The organism is Segatella hominis (genome assembly GCF_004535825.1).
Lineage (GTDB): Bacteria > Bacteroidota > Bacteroidia > Bacteroidales > Bacteroidaceae > Prevotella > Prevotella hominis.
In genome coordinates this window covers 137,926-160,543 of the sequence record NZ_SGVY01000003.1, presented here as the reverse complement: position 1 = coordinate 160,543, position 22,618 = coordinate 137,926, and the positions used below count along the sequence as shown (strand labels likewise).

At 40.0% G+C, this 22,618-nt stretch carries 18 protein-coding genes and 2 pseudogenes; 13 read left to right on the top strand and 7 right to left on the bottom strand.

Going from position 1 to position 22,618, the window contains the following annotated elements; all coding sequences use genetic code 11:
* Positions 1-153 precede the first annotated feature (153 nt).
* From EXN75_RS01960 to EXN75_RS01900, 13 genes are all read left to right on the top strand, one after another.
* Complete coding sequence (locus tag EXN75_RS01960; RefSeq protein WP_134842584.1) at positions 154-984, top strand: hypothetical protein; 831 nt, start codon at positions 154-156, stop codon at positions 982-984.
* A 268-nt stretch (positions 985-1,252) separates the two neighbouring features.
* On the top strand, positions 1,253-1,795 hold the full coding sequence (locus tag EXN75_RS01955) for a hypothetical protein (RefSeq protein WP_134842583.1): 543 nt from the start codon (positions 1,253-1,255) through the stop codon (positions 1,793-1,795).
* A gap of 75 nt (positions 1,796-1,870) precedes the next feature.
* A complete protein-coding gene (locus EXN75_RS01950; protein ID WP_118115914.1) occupies positions 1,871-2,212 on the top strand; it encodes a hypothetical protein in 342 nt (113 codons plus the stop codon).
* Between the two features lie 294 nt (positions 2,213-2,506).
* Positions 2,507-3,109 (top strand): hypothetical protein, encoded by a 603-nt coding sequence (locus EXN75_RS01945; RefSeq protein WP_134842582.1) that lies wholly within the window; start codon positions 2,507-2,509, stop codon positions 3,107-3,109.
* Positions 3,110-3,244: 135 nt separating this feature from the next.
* A complete protein-coding gene (locus EXN75_RS01940; protein ID WP_022109730.1) occupies positions 3,245-4,753 on the top strand; it encodes a GH3 auxin-responsive promoter family protein in 1,509 nt (502 codons plus the stop codon).
* A gap of 68 nt (positions 4,754-4,821) precedes the next feature.
* Entirely contained in the window at positions 4,822-6,798 is a 1,977-nt protein-coding gene (locus tag EXN75_RS01935) for an Ig-like domain-containing domain (protein ID WP_134842581.1), read from the top strand.
* 6 nt (positions 6,799-6,804) lie between these two features.
* Complete coding sequence (locus tag EXN75_RS01930) at positions 6,805-7,617, top strand: DUF3108 domain-containing protein (protein WP_118115906.1); 813 nt, start codon at positions 6,805-6,807, stop codon at positions 7,615-7,617.
* 100 nt (positions 7,618-7,717) lie between these two features.
* The gene (locus EXN75_RS01925; RefSeq protein ID WP_134842580.1) at positions 7,718-8,224 is read left to right on the top strand and encodes an RNA polymerase sigma factor; all 507 of its coding nucleotides are present in this window, start codon (positions 7,718-7,720) and stop codon (positions 8,222-8,224) included.
* Between the two features lie 83 nt (positions 8,225-8,307).
* Positions 8,308-9,369 (top strand): FecR family protein, encoded by a 1,062-nt coding sequence (locus EXN75_RS01920; protein WP_134842579.1) that lies wholly within the window; start codon positions 8,308-8,310, stop codon positions 9,367-9,369.
* 271 nt (positions 9,370-9,640) lie between these two features.
* Positions 9,641-13,063 (top strand): TonB-dependent receptor, encoded by a 3,423-nt coding sequence (locus EXN75_RS01915; RefSeq protein WP_134842578.1) that lies wholly within the window; start codon positions 9,641-9,643, stop codon positions 13,061-13,063.
* Between the two features lie 7 nt (positions 13,064-13,070).
* Positions 13,071-14,519, top strand: coding sequence for a RagB/SusD family nutrient uptake outer membrane protein (locus tag EXN75_RS01910; protein WP_134842577.1), 1,449 nt, complete (start codon positions 13,071-13,073; stop codon positions 14,517-14,519).
* A 25-nt stretch (positions 14,520-14,544) separates the two neighbouring features.
* A complete protein-coding gene (locus tag EXN75_RS01905; protein ID WP_134842576.1) occupies positions 14,545-15,363 on the top strand; it encodes a DUF4465 domain-containing protein in 819 nt (272 codons plus the stop codon).
* 21 nt (positions 15,364-15,384) lie between these two features.
* Positions 15,385-16,710, top strand: a complete 1,326-nt coding sequence (locus EXN75_RS01900; protein ID WP_134842575.1) for a TlpA family protein disulfide reductase — start codon at positions 15,385-15,387, stop codon at positions 16,708-16,710.
* Positions 16,711-16,920: 210 nt separating this feature from the next.
* Here EXN75_RS01900 and EXN75_RS01895 read toward each other — a convergent pair.
* From EXN75_RS01895 to EXN75_RS01865, 7 genes and pseudogenes are all read right to left on the bottom strand, one after another.
* Positions 16,921-17,226, bottom strand: a pseudogene (locus EXN75_RS01895) (IS1380 family transposase); the annotation flags it as partial.
* A 306-nt stretch (positions 17,227-17,532) separates the two neighbouring features.
* Entirely contained in the window at positions 17,533-18,015 is a 483-nt protein-coding gene (locus tag EXN75_RS01890; RefSeq protein WP_134842574.1) for an energy transducer TonB, read from the bottom strand.
* Positions 18,016-18,692: 677 nt separating this feature from the next.
* Positions 18,693-18,872, bottom strand: a pseudogene (locus EXN75_RS01885) (flavodoxin-dependent (E)-4-hydroxy-3-methylbut-2-enyl-diphosphate synthase); the annotation flags it as partial.
* 103 nt (positions 18,873-18,975) lie between these two features.
* A complete protein-coding gene (locus EXN75_RS01880) occupies positions 18,976-19,377 on the bottom strand; it encodes a hypothetical protein (RefSeq protein ID WP_134842573.1) in 402 nt (133 codons plus the stop codon).
* Between the two features lie 110 nt (positions 19,378-19,487).
* Positions 19,488-21,356, bottom strand: coding sequence for a 4-hydroxy-3-methylbut-2-en-1-yl diphosphate synthase (locus tag EXN75_RS01875; protein ID WP_134842572.1), 1,869 nt, complete (start codon positions 21,354-21,356; stop codon positions 19,488-19,490).
* Between the two features lie 48 nt (positions 21,357-21,404).
* A complete protein-coding gene (gene purE, locus EXN75_RS01870) occupies positions 21,405-21,911 on the bottom strand; it encodes a 5-(carboxyamino)imidazole ribonucleotide mutase (protein WP_134842571.1) in 507 nt (168 codons plus the stop codon).
* 61 nt (positions 21,912-21,972) lie between these two features.
* On the bottom strand, positions 21,973-22,581 hold the full coding sequence (locus tag EXN75_RS01865; protein WP_118120021.1) for a phosphatase PAP2 family protein: 609 nt from the start codon (positions 22,579-22,581) through the stop codon (positions 21,973-21,975).
* Between the last annotated feature and the right edge of the window lie 37 nt (positions 22,582-22,618).

The following is a 22,618-nucleotide window of genomic DNA, read 5'->3' as shown; positions in this document are numbered from 1 at the left end:
CGCTTTATGGGGTAAGGGGATTTTGTGTCTGCGACATTTCTGTTGTGCAAGAAATATGTACAATAAAATGAATTTTGTCGCTTTGCAAGCAAAATCCCACTAAACCCTATAGGTTGCGGATTTGAGGTTGAACAAAGTAAATCTTATAACAATTTGGCCGTTTCTGCTAAGGGATTAGCTCAATATTATGCTTTGACCAATCAACCAGATTTAGCAACAAAGTATGCTTTGCTAAGTTCTGAATATAATGATTCTGATTTAGTTCGAGTAAGAAAAACACAATTGCATCAGCTACAAGCTATGTATGATTATAGCAGAAACAAAAGACTTGCTATGGTAGCAGAACAGAAATCCGAGAAAAGAATTATGGTCATTTATGTTGTTATATTGTGTAGTATCATTCTGTTTTGTCTCTCTATTTTTATCTATAAATTGCAGATGAATAAAAAAAATCATAGAATATCTCTTATTCAGCAATTATATAATGATAGTTTGTTAAAACTTCAATCAAATCAAAGAGAATTGCAGCGAGTTAAAGACCTTAATGAATTAGAAGTAATACAACAAAAGGAAGAAGTTATAATGAACTTAAAAAATACAATAAAAGATATTCGTGAAAAATTCTCAGGTTCATTACTTACTGATACTGATATTATTTTACAAAATTCAGCAATATTTAGAAAAATACAATTTATAACATTACATCCAAAAGAGAAATTATCAAATGAGGATTGGATAGAGTTAAGTGACTTTATAGAGCAATTAATACCGTCTTTTCCACAAATGCTTAAAAATCGTCTAACGGAAAAAGAATATCATATTTGTCTATTAATAAGACTTCATATTTCACCATCTTCTATAAGTAATCTTGTAGGATTATCAAATTCTGGAGTTTCACTTTCCAGAAAAAGGATGTTGGAAAAAGTGTGTGGAAAAGATGGAACGGCTAAAGATTTCGATAAATTTATTCTTTCTTTGGTCTAAATTATCATTTTAAAATTTCAGTAAAATATTTCAAAACTACCTGAGTATCAGTAATTTTTAATTATTTGTAAATTTTCAGTAAATTATTATTTTTGATTGTTGAGTATTGTTTGCAAAAAGTTTTATATATTTGCACTCGAATTATAAACAATATAAAAATGAATAAAATCAATCGACTTTTATTTGGTGGGGTACTTCTATTCTGTACTTTGCCAATCATGTCTAAGACATACTATTAGAAGATTATTCAATAATAAAAGTTAAGTATATGAGACAGTTAATAAAAAAGTTATTACTACTACTTATGTTAGTTTATCCACTAACAGGTGTTGCTCAAACAGAAGTTATTTCAGAAAAGTATAAACTGGAAAAAAAATGTTTGAATAAAGAAATCGTAAAGAATAAGCGATATTCTTATCATCATATAGGTGAGTTTTATAAGTTGAAAGATTTGGAACTTACTAATAAAATAAAACCAAAGTCTGTTGACTTTTCTGCTTTTAGAAATAGGGTTGATGAAATAAAATTCCGTAATGAGGTTTTAAATACAGTAAATAAGCTTCTCTCTCAGCATGAGAAAAAACTCTTATCTGAAAATCAATGCAATTTACTTTTTGCTTTCTATATAGATGAAAGTTATAAGACTATTATGGTAGAAATTGTCAGTTATAAAGAAGCTGATAATATTCTTTCTGTAAGAAAAATAGTTAAAATTATAGATAAAATAAAAAAGAAAAGGTTGAAAGGTATTATACCTATACCTAAAGGGAATTATATCAAACTAACAATAGTGAGGAGATATAATGCATAGTTTATAGTACTAAATTGATAGCATTATGCTAACTAACATTTTTTTCGTTATAAAAATATTGCTAAAAAATAGAATATGAAAAAGTTATTGCTGGTATGTTTTGCTTGTTTCTTTTATTTGTTTTCTTTTGCTCAAAAAGAAAATTCGAAAGATTCAGTTTCTTTTAATATTCCTGTCTATTTGGTTGATGGGGTGGAAGTTCTATCTTTGGATAGCATTTCAAAAGATGATATAGAGTCTGTTGATATAGTAAAAGATCCGAAAATATTGAAGTATTTCTATCCTCGTATGGGTGGTTTAATGCTTATTAAAACAAAATCTCAAAAACAACTTCGCTCTATTATACAGAAGTATAAAGAAGAATTGAAAAAAAATAAAAAACATCCAACAAAGAAAGGGGAAATTAGGATAAGATAACTAATTAAAATCATATCAACTATGCGTAGTATTATATTATTGTTAGTCTGTTTGTTCAGCATATGCCTGAAGGCACAGACAGAGTTTAGAGTGTATCAGAAAGAATCTAAGAAAAGCTGGTATTATATAAGTGCGCCAATCAATGGCACGAAACTTAATGATATTTTGATAACTACTGGAGATGCTGGTTTTTATATCAAGGAGCATGACTTCAATGAACTGTTTCCTGACCACTCTTTTGCAAAGTCCAAGTTGAAGGTGCGGTCTATAGAATGTTTTAGAAAAAAGTATCTTGTGAAGAATATTTTTGTGGGAAAATTCAATGTGGGGAATGTTTGCTTTGTTGGAAATATCTTCGTGCTGGAAAATTCTTATCCGTTTACTGCAAAACTTGATGTGCAAAACCTCTGCAACTTTTCCGACTCTACCAAAAACGTTATCAATCTTAATTTTGCTGAGCAAAAGTTGGCTTTTGTGGATATGAATGCCGTGGATACTACAAAGTTAAGCAAGTTTGACATCCTTTCTGTCTATCCTTCAATTGTAATAAAGGTGCCAATAACTATCCGACAGAATGGAAAAATGTGGAACTTGGAAGGAAACATGAGGCTGTATCTGAGTAATGCAGAGTTGATAGAGTTTTATCCAAGTAAGTGTCTGGATGAGTTTTGCAGACAAACGAAGGTGAAACTGATAGATGTTTATAATGACTATTTGGATAGCTATAAAGCCATCAGATATGATAAGTTAAAGATAGGTACTAAGTATTTTCCTAATCATTTTATTCCCATCATGAAAAATATCTCTATTAAAAACAGTTTTGGCAGTATCAATGGGTCGTTCTTTAAGGGGAATTTTTATATTGACTTGAAGAAAAATAAGCTATATTACGAATAAAAAGTGCGAATTCCGAGCCTTAGTCATTCTTCTTTTCTTTTTAAAGTCATATATTTAATATTAAAAATAGTAAAAACTTTCTCTATATGAAAAGTTTAGGTTAATTTTGCAACTCAAAAGATATTAATATCATATATGAGTTTAACAAGTATAGTAAGCAACGTCTTCAAACCTCGCCAAAAGGAGTTGGAGAAGTACCTTTATGATGCAGAACATATGCAGCATAAAGTACTCATGCACCTTATCAATAAGGGCAAAAATACAGAATATGGCGTTAAGCATCTACTAAATACGACTGATAGTTACGAGAAATTCGCAAAAAATGTACCTGTCAATTCCTATGAGGAACTGAAAGGGGATATCGACCGTATGCGCCACGGAGAGCAGGATGTTCTCTGGCCTGGAACCGTGAAATGGTATGCTAAGTCGTCTGGTACTACCAATGACAAGAGTAAGTTTATCCCTGTTTCACGAGACGGATTGCATGGCATCCACTATGCCGGTGGCTTTGATGCTGTGGCATATTATCTCCGTAATAATCCGAAAAGTAAACTGTTTGATGGCAAGAGTCTGATTCTCGGCGGTAGCCATTCACCTAATTATAATGTAGAGGGAAGTCTGGTGGGAGACCTGAGTGCCATCCTCATCGAAAATATCAATCCACTTGCCAATCTGGTACGTGTTCCTAAGAAGCAGACAGCTCTTCTGAGCGATTTCGAGGTGAAACGCGACCGCATTGCCCGTGAAACGATGAATAAGAACGTAACCAATATCTCGGGTGTTCCAAGTTGGATGCTCAGCGTATTGGTTCGTGTGATGGAACTTTCCGGCAAGAAGCATCTGGAGGAGGTATGGCCTAATCTGGAGGTCTTCTTCCATGGCGGTATCGCTTTTACTCCTTATCGCCAGCAGTATGAGCAGCTCATTACTTCTCCTAACATGCATTATATGGAAACCTATAATGCCAGCGAAGGATTCTTCGGTTTGCAGGATGATCCGTCAGACCCTTCCATGTCGCTCATGGTGGATTATGATGTCTTCTATGAATTTATCCCGATGGATGAATTTGGTACCGACAATCCTACCGTAGTGCCATTGCAGGGAGTGGAGATAGGCAAGAACTATGCGATGGTTATTACTACTTCCTGTGGATTGTGGCGCTATCTCATTGGTGATACAGTCATGTTTACCAGCAAGAATCCATATAAGTTTGTCATCACGGGTCGTACCAAGTATTTCATCAATGCCTTTGGCGAAGAACTGATTATGGACAATGCCGAGAAGGGACTGAAGTATGCTTGTGATAAGACAGGAGCCCAGGTGGCAGAATACACGGCAGCACCTGTGTTTATGGACAGTAATGCGAAGTGCCGCCATCAGTGGCTGATAGAGTTCTCTAAGGAACCGGCAAGTCTCGATGAGTTTGCCACATTGCTGGATCAGCATCTGCAGGAAATCAACAGTGATTATGAGGCAAAGCGCTTCCACGATGTTACCCTCCAGCATCTGGAGATTGTGAAGGCCCGTCCTAATCTCTTCAACGACTGGCTCAAGAGCAAGGGCAAGTTGGGTGGACAGCATAAGATACCTCGTCTGAGCAACAGCCGTAAGAATATCGACGAGATGCTCCAGATGAATCAGTAGATCATGGCTTCATCCGGAAGTTTATGATATATTAAAGGATAAGAATAATTAGCAGAAAGGTAAGAATAATGAAGAAGATATTAGATTTTTTAGTTGGAAACAGCCAGAAGGAAAAAACTCTGTTTTTGCCTCTCTATCTGCTTGCTTTTCTGCTTTTGGTTTCCTGTGCCAAGATGGGACAGCCAGACGGAGGATGGTATGATGAAACTCCGCCTAAGGTGATAGGTGCCGACCCGGCAGATGGCGGAGTAGGGGTGAAGAGCAAGAAAGTAAGCATCTACTTCGATGAGTTTATCAAGCTCGACAATCCTTCTGAGAAAGTCATCGTGTCTCCACCTCAGTTGGAGGCTCCAGAAATCAAGGCTGCGGGTAAGAAAATCACCGTCTCTCTGGTCGATTCCCTGAAGCCGAATACGACTTATACCATCGATTTCTCTGATGCTATCAGCGATAACAATGAGAACAATCCGATGGGTAACTTCACCTATAGTTTTTCTACGGGCGAGGCTATCGACACCATGGAAGTATCCGGATATGTGCTCGAAGCAGAAAATCTGGAACCCATCAAGGGTATTTTGGTGGGTCTGTATAGCGATCAGGCTGATTCTGCATTCAAGACCAAGCCGATGCTCCGAGTGAGCCGTACGGATAGCCGTGGCCGTTTCGTAGTGAAGGGTATTGCACCAGGCTCTTATCGCATCTATGCCTTGCAGGATATGGATGGCAACTATATGTTCAATCAGAAAAGCGAGAAATTAGCTTTCTCTCATGACATCATCGTACCTTCCTGCAAGCCGGACGTCAGACAGGATACCACTTGGATAGATACCCTTCATATCAAATCTATCGCCCAGGTGGATTACACCCATTTCTATCCAGACGATATCGTGCTGAGAGCATTCACCGAAACGCTTACCGACCGCTATTTTCTGAAGTCAGAGCGCAAGGAGCCCAACAATTTCTCTCTCTTCTTCAGTTATGGAGATAGCATCCTGCCTACCATCAAGGGTCTGAATTTCAATGAGAAAGATGCTTTCCTGCTGGAGGCAGTAGAGAAGAAGGATACCCTTACTTACTGGTTGAAAGATACTGCGTTGGTCAATCAGGACACGCTGCGGATGGAATTGGCTTATCGCATGACCGACAGTACCGGCGTATTGGTGGATAAGCTTGATACATTGGAGATATTGGCAAAGACTCCATACGCCAAGCGACAGAAACAGCTCAATAAGGAACTGGAAGACTGGACCAAGAAACAGGAAAAACTCAAGAAGAAAGGGGAGCCTTATGATTCCATCATGCCTCTCAAGCCATTGGAAGTGCAGGTGGGCGTCTCATCCCAGTTGGATCCGGATAAGAACATCCGATTTACGTTCCCTACGCCTCTCTCAAAGGTAGATACGGCAGGCATTCATCTTTATGCCAAGCATGATACGCTCTGGTATCGGGCACCTTTCGAGTTTAAACCGGTTCCGAATAAATTGAGGGAATATGAGTTGCGAGGCGAATGGCGTCCGAATATCGAATATAGTCTGGAAGTGGATTCTGCGGCATTCGAAGACATCTACGGATTGGCTACCAAGGCTATCAAACAGGGATTCAAGGTATCTTCGCTGGATGAGTATGGTACTCTTCTGGTCAATATCACCAGTTTGACTGACGAACCGCTGCTTGTACAGTTGCTCAATGGTCAGGATCAGGTAGTCAAGGAAATGAAGGCCATCAATGGTGTGGCAGAATTTTATTATCTGAAGCCACAGAAATATTACTTGCGCCTGATAGTGGACCGCAACAATAACGGCAAGTGGGATACGGGCTGTTATGATGAAGACCAGCAGGCAGAAGAAGTATATTACTATCCTGGAGCTATCGAATGTAAGGCGAAGTGGGATGTCACGGAATCTTGGGATCCTAAGGAGAAACCATTGTCACACCAGAAGCCAGGTGCCATCACCAAGCAGAAGCCAGACAAGGAGAAGAAAGTAAAGAACCAGAATGTAGAGCGTGCCAAGAAACTTGGCATACAATACATTCCTAAAATATGATGAACTATGAAAAGAATGAAGTCATTGTGGATAGCAGTATTATTGCTGATGGTCAGCACTACAGTGTCTGCCCAGTGTACTTTCCGTAATACAGCCTTCAAGTCGGGTGAGTTTCTCACTTACAATTTGTATTACAACTGGAAGTTTGTGTGGGTGAAGGCTGGTACAGCCAGCATGTCTATTGTGCAGAGTACCAAGAATGGCAAGCCCGCTTATCGCACCTCATTGGTGACGAGAGGAAATCACAAGGTAGATGATTTCTTTGTCCTTCGTGATACGCTTTTGAGCTATACGGGTACCGATATGTCTCCGATGTATTTCCGCAAGGGAGCTCGTGAGGGCAAGCGATATACGGTAGATGAGGATTTCTACAGCTATTCTGGCGGCAAGTGTCATGTCAAGATGCATCGTAAGCACAATGACGGTTCTCATTCCTGGAAGAAGGTCAGCTATGATGATTGCGTATTTGACATGCTGAACATCTTCCTCCGTGCCCGTAGTTTCGATCCTGCCAACTGGAAGAAGGGTTATGTAGTCAAGTTCCCGATTGTGGATGGCGATGGCCGTACTCCTGCCCAGATTAAGTTTGCGGGCAGAGAAACCATCAAGGCCGACAATGGTGTGAAGTATCGTTGTTTGCGTCTGGCTTATCAGGAGTATGAGAAGGGCAAGTATAAGCGCATCGTCGATTTCTACATTACTGATGATGAAAATCATGTACCCGTACGTCTGGACATGTTCCTGAAGTTTGGTAGTGCCAAGGCCTTCCTCATTGGTATGAAGGGCGTTAGAAATCCTGTTACTTCTATCGTGAAGTAAGAAGTGGAGAAAATATAAAAAAAATACAGTCTTACTCATTATAGTATTGGGTAAAACTGTATTTTCTTTATTTGTAAGGGAGATAAATTATTGAGAGAGAATGGATAGACAGAGCTTTGAAAAATTATTTAAGGACAATTATTCCAAAGCCTACTATCTTGCCTTGCGCATCTTGCATGATGACGAGGCAAGCAAGGATGTTGTATCCGATGCTTTCGAACTGGTTTGGAAAAGAGTCCGGTATCAAGATGTTGATAATATTTCTTCCTATCTGTTGACCACAGTAAAGAATGTCAGCTTAGACTATATTCGTAGGCAGGATATTCGTTCTCGTTATGTATTGGCGAGTATGAAGGAAACAGAAATGGTGGTCAATTCTGTTTATGACCATTGGGATGTTCATGAAGAGAAAATAAAGGCGATAATGGGTGCTTTAACTGAGTTGACTCCACGAACCCAACAGATTGTACAACTCTGTTATGTGGAGCATAAGAAATACCGAGAGGTCGCGGCGGAGTTGGATATCAGCGAGAGTGCCGTGAAAAAACATATCATGCAGGCACTCAGTTATATGCGGCAAAAATTCAAAGATGCTGAGTTTTACTAAACTTAACTTATTCTAACGAAATATTAAGACGTTAAAGGTACCATATTTTCTTGAAACTTCGTTTTAAAAGAAAAAAGATTCCAATGAAAGAAGAAAAAGATATAAAACAGCAAGTCTTAGATGCAATGGACGATTCTGTAGAGGATATGCTTCAGCATTCAGATGCACAACTCGAATCCGAGGTGGGCATGGAGACCTTGTGCGATATACTGGATTTGGACGAAGCCGCTAATCGCCAATTTGGACCTGTTCCTGATGTGAATGCTGCATGGGATAAGTTCAGTAAAGATAAGATGGACGAAGAATATGAGGAGGAAGAATCTGAGAGCCATCCGATATTCAAGACTTTGTTACGTTATATTGCAGCCTGTGCTGCAGCTATTCTGCTGATTGTAGTCTTGATGATCTGGAATCATCAGCAGCCGGGTCAAAAACCGATGGCGGAAGTCAAGGATTCAGTAGAAAATCAAATTGCTAAGATAGAATCTCCACAATCTCATGAAGTATCTGCATCAGAATCAGTAAAAACGATTGAGATTAAAGCAGGAGAGCAGAAGACTGTTACTTTGCCTGATGGCACAGAAGTATGTCTTAATTCAAAGAGTATCCTGAAATATCCAGAGAATTTTGGTAAAGACAATCGTAATGTAGAGTTTTATGGTGAGGGATATTTCAAAGTACACCATGATGCTAATCTTCCTTTTATTATCAAGACTCATTCCGTTTCAACCAAGGTATTAGGTACAGAATTTAATCTTCGTTGTTATAACAATGAGGATGTACATGTCACTTTGGTACAAGGTTCTGTGGAGGTATCTCTTGACCAGAGCAAGGTGAGAATTTCCCCAAAACAAGATGCTTATATAGAAAATGGCAAGGTCATGGTTCAGAATGTCAACCCTAAAGACTTTACGAGTTGGAAGGATGGCGTCTTGTATTTCGACAATGCTTCTTTGCGTACCATTTTACAGCAGTTGGGACGAGTATATGATGTGAATATAGTTTGTCGTGACGAGCAATTGCTCAACAAGCATTTCCATTATATGTGCAATATAAAGGATAGTTTAGAGAATGCTCTTAAGTTGCTCAATGAGAGTTCTGAGGTTAATGTCAAGCTTCAGGATAATGTGATAGTTATAGAGTAATTACCGTTTCTATAGTCATGTCCGTCTCTTAAATTCGCTTCTAAAGTAGTGATAAAGGAAGATGTCTTCTGAGACATGTTTTATATTGCATAGTTATTCAAATTTTACCATTTGTATCGTTGAAATAATTAAGAATATCGCCTAAAAAGTTACAAAATAGAACTTTTTAGGCGAATTTTCTTTCAATTAGGGTACCCTGTTTCGATAATGGCACGTCATAATGGCATATAAAAGAGAAATAATATTCATTAATTAATAATAAAATGCTGTTATGAGAAAGAAGAGAATTCTGTTTTCTACATGCTTGGCATTGCTGGTGTCTGGTTATACAGGTAGTTACGCTGTAGCCCAGACTAATGGTGTGAAGTATGAGCAAATGATCAGTTCCAAGCCTTTGACTTCGGTATTGAAAGAGTTGGAAGAGAGATTTAGTACCAAGATTATTTTCTCTTATGAGGATCTTGATGCCTACAAAGTGAATGCTAATGTGAAAGCCAATAGCATTGAGAGTGCATTGAAGCAAGTGTTAGCTGGTCTCCCTGTGACCTATACGCAAAACAATGGTGTCATTTCTGTCAAAGTTATCTCTCCGAATTCTACTGTAGGACAGGCTGCAAAGGTTACGATTTCTGGTCGTGTGCTTGATGATAAGGGTGATCCGATTCCTGCTGCAACTGTTACGTTGCAAGGCAAGAAGGGTATAGGTACAGTTACTGATTTCAACGGTAATTTTACGATGAATCTTGACCAAGGTAAGGGTGAGACCTTGTTGGTTTCGTTTCTTGGTATGAAAACTTCTTCTTATTTTGTTAATTGTCGTAAGAACGTTAGCAATATTACAGTTACATTGAGCGATGATAAACAGTTGCTTGATGAGGTTGTAGTTATTGGTTATGGAACAGCTAAGGCTAAAGATTTAACAGGTTCTGTATCTCGTCTTTCTGAGAAAGATGTGGAGATGGCTCCAATGACTTCTAATATTGCCAGTATGATTCAAGGTAAGGCTGCTGGTGTCAATGTCATGATTTCCAATGCTTCTCCTACTTCTCCTGTTTCTTTGGTTATCCGTGGACAGTCTTCTCTTTCTGGCGATGGTCAGCCTTTGTGGGTGATTGATGGTGTGCCACAGTATTCAGCCAGTATTTCAGGTGATGTAAGCAATACTTTGTATAATTTGGATTTGAACGATGTACAGAGTATTGATATTTTGAAGGATGCTTCTGCTACAGCTATTTATGGTTCTCGTGCAGCTAATGGTGTTGTTATTGTTACTACGAAAACGGGTTCTGAAGGTATGAAACCTACCATCGAGTTCAATGCTCGTTATGGTTGGCAGGAACTTAATTCCAACGATATGAAGACTTTGAATGCCGAGGAGTATAAGACTTATTCAAAGAAAGCAAATTTGTTGGAGGCTTTTCGTAATGGTGGCATGACCTATTTTAATAGAAAATACATGGATTTGGATAAGTTCAACCTGATTAATACCAGTCAATGGGATATGACTGATATAGATAACTTATGGTTGCCAAATGCTTATTATAATGGTCATGATAACTATTGGGATATGATGACCCAAAGTGCTGCTGTCCAAAACTATAATGTTTCTATTCGTGGTGGTTCTCCTAAGACCTCTTACTATGCATCTGTTAGTTATAAGGATCAGGATGGTATTGTCAAGGGTAGTAATTCACGAACCTTTGGTGGACGTTTCAACTTTGAGTCAATGGTTTCTGACAAGTTGAAATTTGGTATGAATATGGATGCTTCTTCCCGTAGTGCTAATCAGAAGGATAATATGATTTATCGCCTGATTAAAATGCGCCCTGATTATCCTGCTTACAACGAAGATGGTACTATCAATACGATTGACTACTATACAAAGAATCCTCTTGTAGAATTGAAGGATTTGAATTATAGTGTTTCCAGAAATATCAATGCATCTGGTTTCTTGGAGTATAACATCTTCAAATTTTTGAAATTCCGTACCACTTTGAATGCCCAGTATGGCAATGCCAAGTCAGAGAGTTTCACACGCCGTTATTATGATTCTGGCACAAACTCAGGAACTCAGAGTGATACACAAAACTATACGATAGTATGGGATAACTTGTTGACTTTCTATAAAACTATGGGCAAGCATGACTTGCAAGCTATGTTGGGTCATTCCGTAGAACATATATCTACTGATTATATGTCAGCTTCTGGTACAAACTACCCTGATGATGACATTTTGACCAACTTAGGTAGTGCTGCCAATAGAAGTAAGATGAATAGTAACAAGAGTGCTGCTTCTTTGGTTTCAGTCTTTGCTCGTGCTCAATATAAGTATAACGACAGATATTTATTAACAGGTACTTTCCGTACTGATGGTTCTTCTCGCTTTGGTAAGGATAACCGTTGGGGTTATTTCCCTTCAGTAGCTGCAGGTTGGATTATGACTGAAGAGGAGTTTATGAAACCTCTGAAAGATGTCGTAAGTTATTTGAAGTTGAGAGCTTCTTATGGTTTGACAGGTTCTCAGAACTTAGGCTATTATGACTTTACCAGTTATATGGGTTCTAATATGTTCAATAAGCAGCCTGGAACTTATCCATCAACTTTGGGTAATAACACTTTGCAGTGGGAATCTCAGACACAGACGGATATAGGTCTTGACTATGGTTTCTTGGATGACCGTATCCGTGGTTCGTTTGGTTGGTATCGTAAGTATGTTGATAACTTGATAACAAATCGTCCTGTTCCGATTTCTTCAGGTTTCTCCTCTGCTGACCAGAATATAGGTGCCATTAGTAATACTGGTATAGAATTCGATATTACTGCAGATATCATCAAGAATCATGATATGACTTGGGAGGTCAACTTCAATGCAGCTCATAACCGTGGAATCTTGGAGAAATTGAATGGAGTTGCCAAGTACTTGGGTGGTACAGCCTATGCCAACTACAAGATAGAGGAAGGCGGCAAGTTAGGTCGTTTTTATGGATATGTAGATGCAGGTCGTTTGTATGAAAATGGCGAGGAAGTTTGGGCATGTAAACCAATTGATCCTTCTACAGGAAAACCAACCAACTATCGTGTTACTTCATGGACAGAAAATGTAGGTGATGTTTATGTTGTCGATCTTGATGGTGACGGAAAGATTACTGCTGATGGTGACCGTACTTATATAGGTGATGCCATTCCTGATATGTTTGGAGGTTTTGGCACTACATTGTATTGGAAAGGCTTGATGTGTAATTTGACATTTACCTATTCTATAGGTGGTCAGCGTTATTGGAGTGATGAAGCTTCTACATTTGGCGGTACCAATGCGTATAATACATTGAATATAGTGAAAGATAGCTATACAATGGTTGGCAATAACAATCCAAAGTATCCTGTAGTAACTCACTATGGTATGGGTCAGAATAGTGTATTTACAAACCGCTGGTTGCATGATGCTTCTTATATGCGTCTGAGTGCCTTAAACCTCTCTTACAAGTTCCCTGTGGAATGGTTCCGTAAGTCTGTGGTTAAAGGAATAGAGTTGACATTCCAGGCAACCAACTTGTTTACCATAACGAAGTATCCAGGCATGGATCCTCAGGGTAACTTCAATGCTGGTGCGGGATTGTATGGATATGGTACAGATTATAGTACTTATCCTTCTGCAAAGACATTTAATGTAGGCGTGAAAGTAACGATTAAATAAAGAAACAATGAAGAAAATTAAAATATTCAGTTTGTTGCTGGCTGGAAGTTTGTGCTTTACAGCTTGTGATGACTATCTTACAGAAACTCCAAAGCATTCCTTGACTACAGATAATGCAGTCTTGGATTATTCTGGTGCAAAAAATGCTGTAAACGGCATTTATGGTGTATATGAGACTGGCGGTTCTAATCTGGGAGGATATTTGTATTCTTACCTTCAGTGCATGGCTGGATTTTGGACATATAGCAATGAGATGTATTCTATGAGCTATAAGCAGAGTTCAAGTGCTACTGCCAGTCAATGGTCTCAGTTATATGATATTATTAATACTTGTAATGCTGCCATCAATGGTATAAACAAGTTGGATGATAGTAGTTTTCCTTCTGTAGCTGACAAAAACTCACTCTTAGGCGAGGCTCGTTGTTTTCGTGGCTATTGTAATTTGGAATTATTGTGGCTCTATGGACATTGGTTTGACAAGGCTGATTCTCCATACGGTATCATCTATCGTGACCAGACTTCTGAATTGTCTAACTTGATGGTAGGCAGAAGTACAGTAGGTGAGAGTTATCAATATATTCTTGATGATTTAGAGTTTGCAGAACAGAATGCTCCAGATTATACCACTGCATATCGTATGAATAAACTCTTTGCCAAGGCTATGCATGCAAAGTTGTTGCTGGTTCGTGGATGGGAAGGAGATTATGCTAAAGCTTTGACATTGGTCAACGAATTATTGGCAAACAATTCTGGTTGGCAGATGGAAACCGATTTGGCTAAACTTTACGAAAATGGCTGGAATTCCAAGGAAAACTGTTTCTCACATTATTTGGGTGATAATACGGATTCTTATTATGGTATTTCTGGTTATGAATTTATGTACTCATACGGCTTCTATTATAGCAATAAGTTTACGGATTTGGTTCAGGAATGGCTTGATAATGATGCACGCCATGATGTAACTTTTGGTACTGCTCGTGCTCCAGAAACATGGGATACCAGTACTAAAGATAATATCTTGACCAAGCTTTATCATCGCGGCCGCTATGCAGGAAAGAATGATATGTATGCTACTTATCCTATGCGTTATGCCGAGTTATATTTGATGAAAGCTGAATTGTTGGCTCGAACTAATCCTTCTGATATTCAGGGTGCTTTGGCTCCTCTGAATGAGATGAGAGCCAAATACACCAATCCTGTAATGGAACCTGTCACAGGTATCAGTACACATCAGGAATTGATGGATGCGATTTTCAAGGAATACGTAGTGGCTTTGTTCATGGAGAATGAAACCCCTTGGTTTGCATCTTTACGTTTCGAGCATGATGGAAAACCATGGATTTATACATTAAAGCCAGAAGTCAATTTCAGTGAGAATCAGTATTGCTGGCCTATTCCTGATGATGAGATTCATGCTCATAGCAATGTTATAGAGCAAAATCCTGGACTTGAATAATAAAAATAAGTAATAAGATAAGACAATGAAGAAGATTATATTTAGTATGTTAGTTCTCTTTGGAGGATTGATGGCGTCATGTAGTGATGATATGGATTTGGTCATTCCTCATGCCGATAATATCACTTTTTCGGAATTAGAGATTCCAACTCGTTTCTCTCATGTCATTCCTGACAATGGGTTCTCTGTTGCGGGTATGAATTTCAATACAGTGAAGGCTGGTAAACAATTGGCAGGTGGTTTCTGTTATAGTAATCGTTCTTTGCGCTCTTTCACGTGGGGAGGTGACGAGACAGCTGTTGACTCTATGCGCTATAGTGTTTGGTCAACCAAGCCTAATAATACAGGTACATATTTGGTTTGCCATATCAATGGTGATGATGCTTACTTTACTTTGGACAAGCCAAAGAAGATTGAGTACATTCTTGTATCTAATACAACATGGGATTATCTTGCTATGACTTGTGGTGATACATACGGAACAGCGGAAAAGCCTATGCAAAATCCTAATATTCCCAGCAAACCAAAGGGAATTTGGCATACATACGTTGAAGGCGGTGTAAAGAAGTTTGGGGAAAATGACTATTTCATAGTTACAGCTAAGGGTTACCTTGCTGGTAGTGAAACAGGAAGTGTTAGTTTCGACTTGGCTTGCAAGAAAGGACATAACGCAGACCATCCTACTTGGGATTATGTAGTAGCTGATTGGATGAAGATGGATCTTACGGCTTTGGGTACTGTTGATAAGGTAGTATTCTATTTAGATTCCTCTGATAAGGATGAAAATGGTAAAATGCGTACACCTGCTTGGTTCTGTCTTGATGGTTTTCAATTTGCAAAGTAATACAACTAATAATATCAATAAATGATTAGCAAAAGAATATTTAGTATTGCATTGACATGGCTTGCCGCTATGTCAATGCACGCAGGAACTTATACTTTTAAAATTGCTCATCCAGAGGAAGGAGCAAAGTTGAAGTTGACTTGGTGTGCATCCAATGAAATAATGGATGTAGATGTAGTGAATGGTGTAGTTACTGTAAAAAAGGATGGTTTCACTCCACAGTACGTACAGGTACGTTATGGTAAATCTTTCAGTCGTAATTTATATCTGGAGTCTGATAAAGATCTGACTGTAGATTATGATACAGAATCTCGTGTTTTCAATTGTACTGGTGATTTGGCATCTGTCAATAACTATTTGTTGAAAACTCGCTTTGCATTTCTTGGCTTTAATGATTTTGGCAAGGATGAGGCTGCTTTTATCAAGAGTAATGATAGTGTATATGAGGCTAACTTGGCCTTATTGAAAAAGGCGGGTTTACCTGCTAAATTCACTAAGAAAGAACAAGAACATTTGAAATTGCAGTCTTATTCTAAGTTCCCTTTATATAAGTCATATTATCCTTATATTCATAAATTAGAGTCATTTGTGCCTTCTGCTGCCTATTATACCAAGTTGAAGGAATTGGCAGTTATGGATGGTAGTTTGTTTGAATATCCTGAATACGGAGAGTTTATCACGAATTCTATTTTGTGTCAGGTTTTTAAGGGTGGTGATAGAAAACAAGAATTTATGAACTTCATGGATGCTCATGTTGCAGATGCTCAAGTGAAATCTTATGTAACTAATGCTTATCTTTATGGTGTGGTTTCTGGTTCTGGATTGGCTGGAAATGATGAAGTAATTGCATACTTCCACAAGAATGTAACAGATGCCAAGAATATAGAGAAGTTTGACAATTTGTGCAAGCAATGGGAAACTTTAAGAGCTGGTAATCCTTCTCCATCTTTCAATTGTCCTGATATCAATGGTAAAATGGTTTCCTTGGAGTCTCTAAAAGGCAAGTATGTCTATATTGACGTATGGGCAACCTGGTGTGGCCCTTGTCGTGGTGAACTTCCTTATATGACCAAGTTGGAGGAGGCATACGTTGGTAAGGACATCTACTTCGTCGGTTTGTCCTGCGACCAAAACAAGCAGGCTTGGGAAAAACGAATCCAGAAAGGAGATATGAAGGGCATCCAGTTGCACATGGGCAACAAAGATGAGTTTATGAAAAAATATCTTATTAATGGTATTCCTCGTTTCATCTTGCTTGATCGTGAAGGAAAGATTATCAAGGCTGATGCTCCTCGCCCATCAAGTCCAGAGACTTCTAAGCTTATTGATGAATTATTGAAGAAATAAATACAATCTCTCTCTTGCAAAACAGTGGTTTTGAAAAATATTATTGGCACGGCTATCTGAGAAGATGGTCGTGCTTTTGGCTTTTATAGAGCTGCGCGAACACTTAATCTTTCTGGCTGCTTACTGGTACACAATTTCTCTGTTTCCGCTAAAGTGAATGGATGGAGAGGCATCACATGAGTAAACCGGTCGTATAACTTTTGTGAAAAACAGCCGATATGCTTTACCCTTCCACTTCTCAACAAGGATAGAGTTCAATTCAAACACAATGCCATTGATTACCTTTGTTTTCCAACCTATGAGAGCAAAGATGTCTTTGTAGAGCGAGAACTTCTTGTATGTAGGCTTTGCATCATACTTCTCACCCTCTTTCAGTTGGCCAGATGCAAACATACAATTGAGTAGTAAAGTATTGAGAGTGTCAGCCGTATTGAAATCGTAGTTCTTACCAGTATCTGATGTGTATGAAATATTTTCTTGCGTTAGCCCCTTTATCGCTCTGACACTATTCTCAGAACGATAAAGAAACTGATGAAAGGAACGTATCTTCGGTGATATGAACAGTGGTTTCTTAGGATAACGCCTATAACTTATGGGTATGATATGCGTATTGTCTCAAGTCGCATTGCGGGCGTAAGGGGATATTGTAGGCAGAAGTGGGTGCTTCAGCCTCAATTTATCTGATAATTCAGTAATGAGAGGACGTGTACACACAAGAAGGACGTTGAAGGGCTTAGTTGTGGATTTGAGGTGAAGTCATGCTATTGTTTTAATTGGGGTTGATGAAAATTCAGATGTGTTTATTTATTATGATAAATCAAGTTACTTCATTAAAATTGATTTATTATTGTAGCCATAGCCGATAATCTTGACATCTACTTTTGAATGGATTAAAGTTGGTGAACCTTGTATCTTGTATTGGAAGTAGATTGTATCTATTTTCTCTGTTGTGGCTATTTTGAGAGTTTTAACTTGATTGAATATTTCCAATGTTATCTTTTTGAATTTTTTATTGTCGCAAATAGCTACTCTTTTTTTTACAATATATCCTCGTTGGTCTGTCTTGTACTCAATAGCAACGTATGCCTCCAAATTATTTTTTTGAAACTCAATAGGATATTTACATTTTCTTTTCAATTCGTTTATAAACAACTCTTTATTTCTATAGTCAGGATTACCTGTGCTTACTTGGCATACATCAAATAGTTTCGGAGATGTTCCCACAAGAGACACATCTGTATTGGAGTTGCGTGAACCAAATACTACCAAAACTGTCAATAATATAATACCCACTAATTCCTTCATCTTTATTCTATATGATTTTATCTGTTAATTTCTTTACATATTTAGTCTGAGAAGATGCAAGTCTCTTACATCATGTTTTTTATTTATTTTCGCTGCAAATATATTGCAAAAATGCGAATAAGCAAAAGATTTGCTGATATTTGCCATTGTTTTTAATGTTTTTATAACAATCTTGGCTTGTAAATTACTTCTTTTTAGTATTTTTGCAGCCAAAGAGTGTTGTTTGATGATAAATGCATGCAGAATGTTGTTAAATCATAGTCTCCATTGAGGTAAAATCATCATAGATTGCCCATTTTAAGCTATTCTGCAGATTTTAGCGTATTTTTCGAAAAAGATTGAGAACATAATAAAACCCTCGATGCCAAGGCATCGAGGGTAGGCCTACCTGTCACGTCCAGCCTCATTGAAGAGACAAAAACTAACTTAATAGCACATAACAACGATAGGTTTCCGCTGAGGACGTACAGCACATAAAGTGCAAACACTAACCGAATAGCACATGACAACAGCGGTTATTCTTTTCGCTCTGTCTAACACATTAAAGGTTGTTTATCCATTTCTGGTCAGACTCCGTGTTGAACCAAATCGCTATGCCCAGCTCGATTGCCAGGGCGATTGAGAAAATGAAAGTCAGTAACTCCATAATTGTTTGATGCTTGTTGAATTCGCGATCTTTATTTCTTATCCGCATCAATGAGGGCAAGCAGATGCTCTACTGCCACTTCTTGCGGGATATTCTTCTCTACGCAAACCTGCTTGCGGTAGAGGCTTATCTTGTTTGGACCGGCGCCCACATAGCTATAGTCGGCATCTGCCATTTCGCCAGAACCATTCACGATGCAGCCCATAATGCCTTTAGTCTTGATTTCTGATGCAAAAGTACGCAAAAAAAATACAGTTCACAAGTTTGTGGACCACAAACTTGTGAACTTTAATATTATTTTGGAAATCAAGAGGTTATAAGTATTTCCACCCCACGATGGCTTGCTCCATTTCCTGGCATAGCTTCTGAAATTTCTGGCAGAGAGAGTTCGACCATTTGGTCATGCCGAACAGCTGCTTCTGCTCCAGAAACTCATCATTATCCCATTGCGTGTAGTCGTAGTCGGAGAAGTAACGCTTGTATTCACGCAAGGTATCGCCAGAAAAACGCTTGTAGTCTTCTACATCGCCAAACCAGTAGCTGCTCATCATCTGACGGGCAAAAGCCTCATGAGAATATCTCCATCTTTCGGGCGCATGGTGCTGATATGAGCATCGGCTTCGACCGTTATGAAGAGAAGGAGGTTCTGGTGAAGAAATAAGAATCCCATGGATGTTCAGTTCAAAGGCAGCCCTGATATAAATGTAGAAGTACACAAAAAAATCCCCGATGCATCTCGCACCGAGGACTTCAAGAGTTCAATTTTAATCTATGAAGTACAATCCGTGTTAAACACGGCTGTTTGTAAATTCGATTTATATCATCTTTATTTCTTATCCGCATCAATGAGGGCAAGCAGATGCTCTACTGCCACTTCTTGCGGGATATTCTTCTCTATGCAAACCTGCTTGCGGTAGAGGCTTACCTTGTTTGGACCGGCGCCCACATAGCCATAGTCGGCATCTGCCATTTCGCCAGGACCATTCACGATGCAGCCCATGATGCCAATCTTCAGACCCTTCAGGTGCTTGGTGGCCTCCTTGATCTTGGCAATGGTTTCGCGGAGATCGTAGAGGGTTCTTCCGCAACCAGGACAACTGATATACTCGGTCTTGCTGGTACGCAGACGAGCTGCTTGAAGTATTCCAAAAGCAGTCTCATCAATGGTCTGGGCAGGGATGTCGCCATTGTTCATCAACCAGATACCATCGGTCAGACCATCTATCATCAGCGCACCCATGTCGGCAGCAGCCTCCAACTGGAAGTCGCTCTTCTCTTCCTTGCTGTGCTGGTACATCTGCGCAAAGACAACAGGGTTCTTCAAGCCGGCATTCATCATCTCATGAACCAAGGCGCGCTGGTCGCCCAAACGGTTCTGGTGATTGCTGACGCAGATGACTACCACCTCCGGATGATTCTTCAAGCAAGCGATGTATTCTTCGGCAGGAGTACCAAACTGGAGCGTGAGGAACTTGATGTCTGCCTTGATGCTGGCGATGAACGGCATAGCCATAGCAGGGAAGATAGGATAGAGTTTGGCACCCGTAGTCTCCGGCTTACAGTTGAGGGTCTCATAGACATTGTAATCTACGATATAGCTCTGTCCCGGCACAAACTGCTTAGGCATCTTTCCACCTATATAAATATAGTCGGGTTGGGCATCCTTATTCTCACAAATCGTACTCTCGCCATTGATACGGTTGCTGATGACTACAGGCACTTGAGTGCCACCGATATTGCCCACAGCCTCGGTTTCCCGGCGAGTAGGGTGCAACCAGTCGAAAGAAGGACAAGCCGTAGCAGGAATCATCAGCTGCCCCTGTTTCTTTCCGATATAATCCACCAGATGGCGGGCTACAGGAATCTCAGCCGCAGGTTCCTCGCTCAGACTTACTCTCACGGTATCACCGATGCCATCAGCCAGAAGCGCACCGATGCCCACGGCACTCTTGATTCTTCCATCTTCACCTTCGCCGGCTTCGGTAACGCCCAGGTGAAGAGGGTAGTTCATTCCTTCCTTCTCCATCTCATCCACTAAGAGACGCATAGAGCGCACCATCACCACGGTATTGGATGACTTGATACTGATGACCACATCGTGGAAATTCTCTTTCTTGCAGATGCGAAGAAACTCCATGCAACTCTCTACGATGCCTTCCGGAGTATCGCCATAACGGTTGCGGATGCGGTCGGAGAGCGAACCATGGTTTACGCCGATGCGGATAGCAGTATGGTTCTCCTTGCAGATATTGAGGAAAGGAACGAATCGTTCCTCAATCTTCTGGAGTTCGTGGGCATATTCCTCGTCGGTATATTCCTGCTTGATAAACTTGCGGGCAGGATCCACGTAGTTGCCTGGGTTGATACGCACCTTTTCGCAATAGAGTGCAGCTACATCAGCCACATTCGGATTGAAGTGGATGTCAGCCACGAGCGGAGTGTTGAAACCATCGGCACGGATTCCCGCATTGATATTCTTCATGTTTTCAGCCTCGCGGGAGCCCTGGGTGGTAAAGCGCACCAGTTCGCCACCAGCCTTGATGATTTCCTCTGCCTGACGTACACAAGCCTCGGTATCATTGGTATTGGTAGTGGTCATCGACTGGATGCGGATAGGATTGTTACCGCCTAAGTCAAGTCCTCCGACATGGGCAACAGAAGAAGTGCGTCGGGTATAATTGAATAAATCTACCATAATGTATAAGATGAGATATGCCCCAGGGAAGGGGCATATCAGGATATATTAGTTACATTTATAATCGTATTTGATTTCATGCAGCTCCTTGTTGGCCTTCTCGATCTTTACATCCAGACCAGCCTTCCATGCCTGCACCTTCTCTGCCACTTCCTCGTCTCCCAATGCAATCATCTCTGCAGCCAGGATAGCTGCGTTCTGAGCTGCGTTGACACCTACTGTGGCGATAGGAATGCCAGGAGGCATCTGAATGATACTGAGCATGGCATCCAGACCATCGAGCATACCCTTGATAGGCACACCGATAACTGGCAGCGGTGTTTCTGCTGCTATCACGCCAGGAAGGGCAGCTGCCATACCTGCAGCGGCGATGATAACCTTCACACCACGGTCTTTAGCTCCTTTGGCAAATGCTGCTACTGCATCTGGAGTGCGGTGAGCAGAGAGGGCATTTACCTCAAAAGGAATCTGGTTGTCATTCAACCACTTACATGCTTTTTCCATAACAGGCAGGTCACTGGTACTGCCCATGATAATGCTAACTAATGGTTTCATTTGCTTTTATATTTAATATTAATGATTTTTTGTTCTATCATCTAATGAATGCTCACCTTACTTATATAATAAAGAGAGCGCACACTACTCCAACGAGAAATCCGGCTACCACCTGCGCCAACGTATGCTGACGGAGAATCATGCGGGCAGTACCCACCATGCCTGCCAGCAGGATGACGAATGCCAGCCACCAGATAGGATTGAAGGAAAAGGCAATCGAATAGACTACCAGTCCTCCTGCCACTCCTCCGATGGCTGCCGTGTGGGTGGAGATCTTCCACCATACATTGATGAGTGCGCATACCATCTGTATCACCAATGCCGCTACCAGGATAATGCTGATTACTCTCGGTGTGTTGCGGTATTCCATCAGAAAGAAACAGCCAAAATAGCACAGGATTGATATCAGGTAGGGTACGATGCGGCGCTCTTTCCTGCCCAATTCCTTGGAGGTCCATCCCTGAAACCTGCGGTATAGGTGTATCAGCAGGGAGGGCATGAGGATGGTGGAGATATACACCGTGAGCAGCATCGGCAACTTATATGCCAATGGCAGCAGCGACATATAGCTGAACAGAAACAGAGCCACCAGTCCTACCAATGGCAGGTAGAAAGGGGTGAAGATCATGCTCATGATGCGTGCCGCCAATATGATATTTTTCTCTTTCATAACAAACTATGTTGTATGTAACCTTTTGTATATTTTC

Coding starts and splice junctions, on each gene's coding strand:
- EXN75_RS01925 (WP_134842580.1), top strand. CDS start 7,718: ATGGATAGACAGAGCTTTGAAAAATTATTTAAGGACAATTATTCCAAA.
- EXN75_RS01940 (WP_022109730.1), top strand. CDS start 3,245: ATGAGTTTAACAAGTATAGTAAGCAACGTCTTCAAACCTCGCCAAAAG.
- EXN75_RS01910 (WP_134842577.1), top strand. CDS start 13,071: ATGAAGAAAATTAAAATATTCAGTTTGTTGCTGGCTGGAAGTTTGTGC.
- EXN75_RS01900 (WP_134842575.1), top strand. CDS start 15,385: ATGATTAGCAAAAGAATATTTAGTATTGCATTGACATGGCTTGCCGCT.
- purE (WP_134842571.1), bottom strand. CDS start 21,911: ATGAAACCATTAGTTAGCATTATCATGGGCAGTACCAGTGACCTGCCT.
- EXN75_RS01930 (WP_118115906.1), top strand. CDS start 6,805: ATGAAAAGAATGAAGTCATTGTGGATAGCAGTATTATTGCTGATGGTC.
- EXN75_RS01950 (WP_118115914.1), top strand. CDS start 1,871: ATGAAAAAGTTATTGCTGGTATGTTTTGCTTGTTTCTTTTATTTGTTT.
- EXN75_RS01935 (WP_134842581.1), top strand. CDS start 4,822: ATGAAGAAGATATTAGATTTTTTAGTTGGAAACAGCCAGAAGGAAAAA.
- EXN75_RS01905 (WP_134842576.1), top strand. CDS start 14,545: ATGAAGAAGATTATATTTAGTATGTTAGTTCTCTTTGGAGGATTGATG.
- EXN75_RS01955 (WP_134842583.1), top strand. CDS start 1,253: ATGAGACAGTTAATAAAAAAGTTATTACTACTACTTATGTTAGTTTAT.
- EXN75_RS01865 (WP_118120021.1), bottom strand. CDS start 22,581: ATGAAAGAGAAAAATATCATATTGGCGGCACGCATCATGAGCATGATC.
- EXN75_RS01890 (WP_134842574.1), bottom strand. CDS start 18,015: ATGAAGGAATTAGTGGGTATTATATTATTGACAGTTTTGGTAGTATTT.
- EXN75_RS01915 (WP_134842578.1), top strand. CDS start 9,641: ATGAGAAAGAAGAGAATTCTGTTTTCTACATGCTTGGCATTGCTGGTG.
- EXN75_RS01920 (WP_134842579.1), top strand. CDS start 8,308: ATGAAAGAAGAAAAAGATATAAAACAGCAAGTCTTAGATGCAATGGAC.
- EXN75_RS01875 (WP_134842572.1), bottom strand. CDS start 21,356: ATGGTAGATTTATTCAATTATACCCGACGCACTTCTTCTGTTGCCCAT.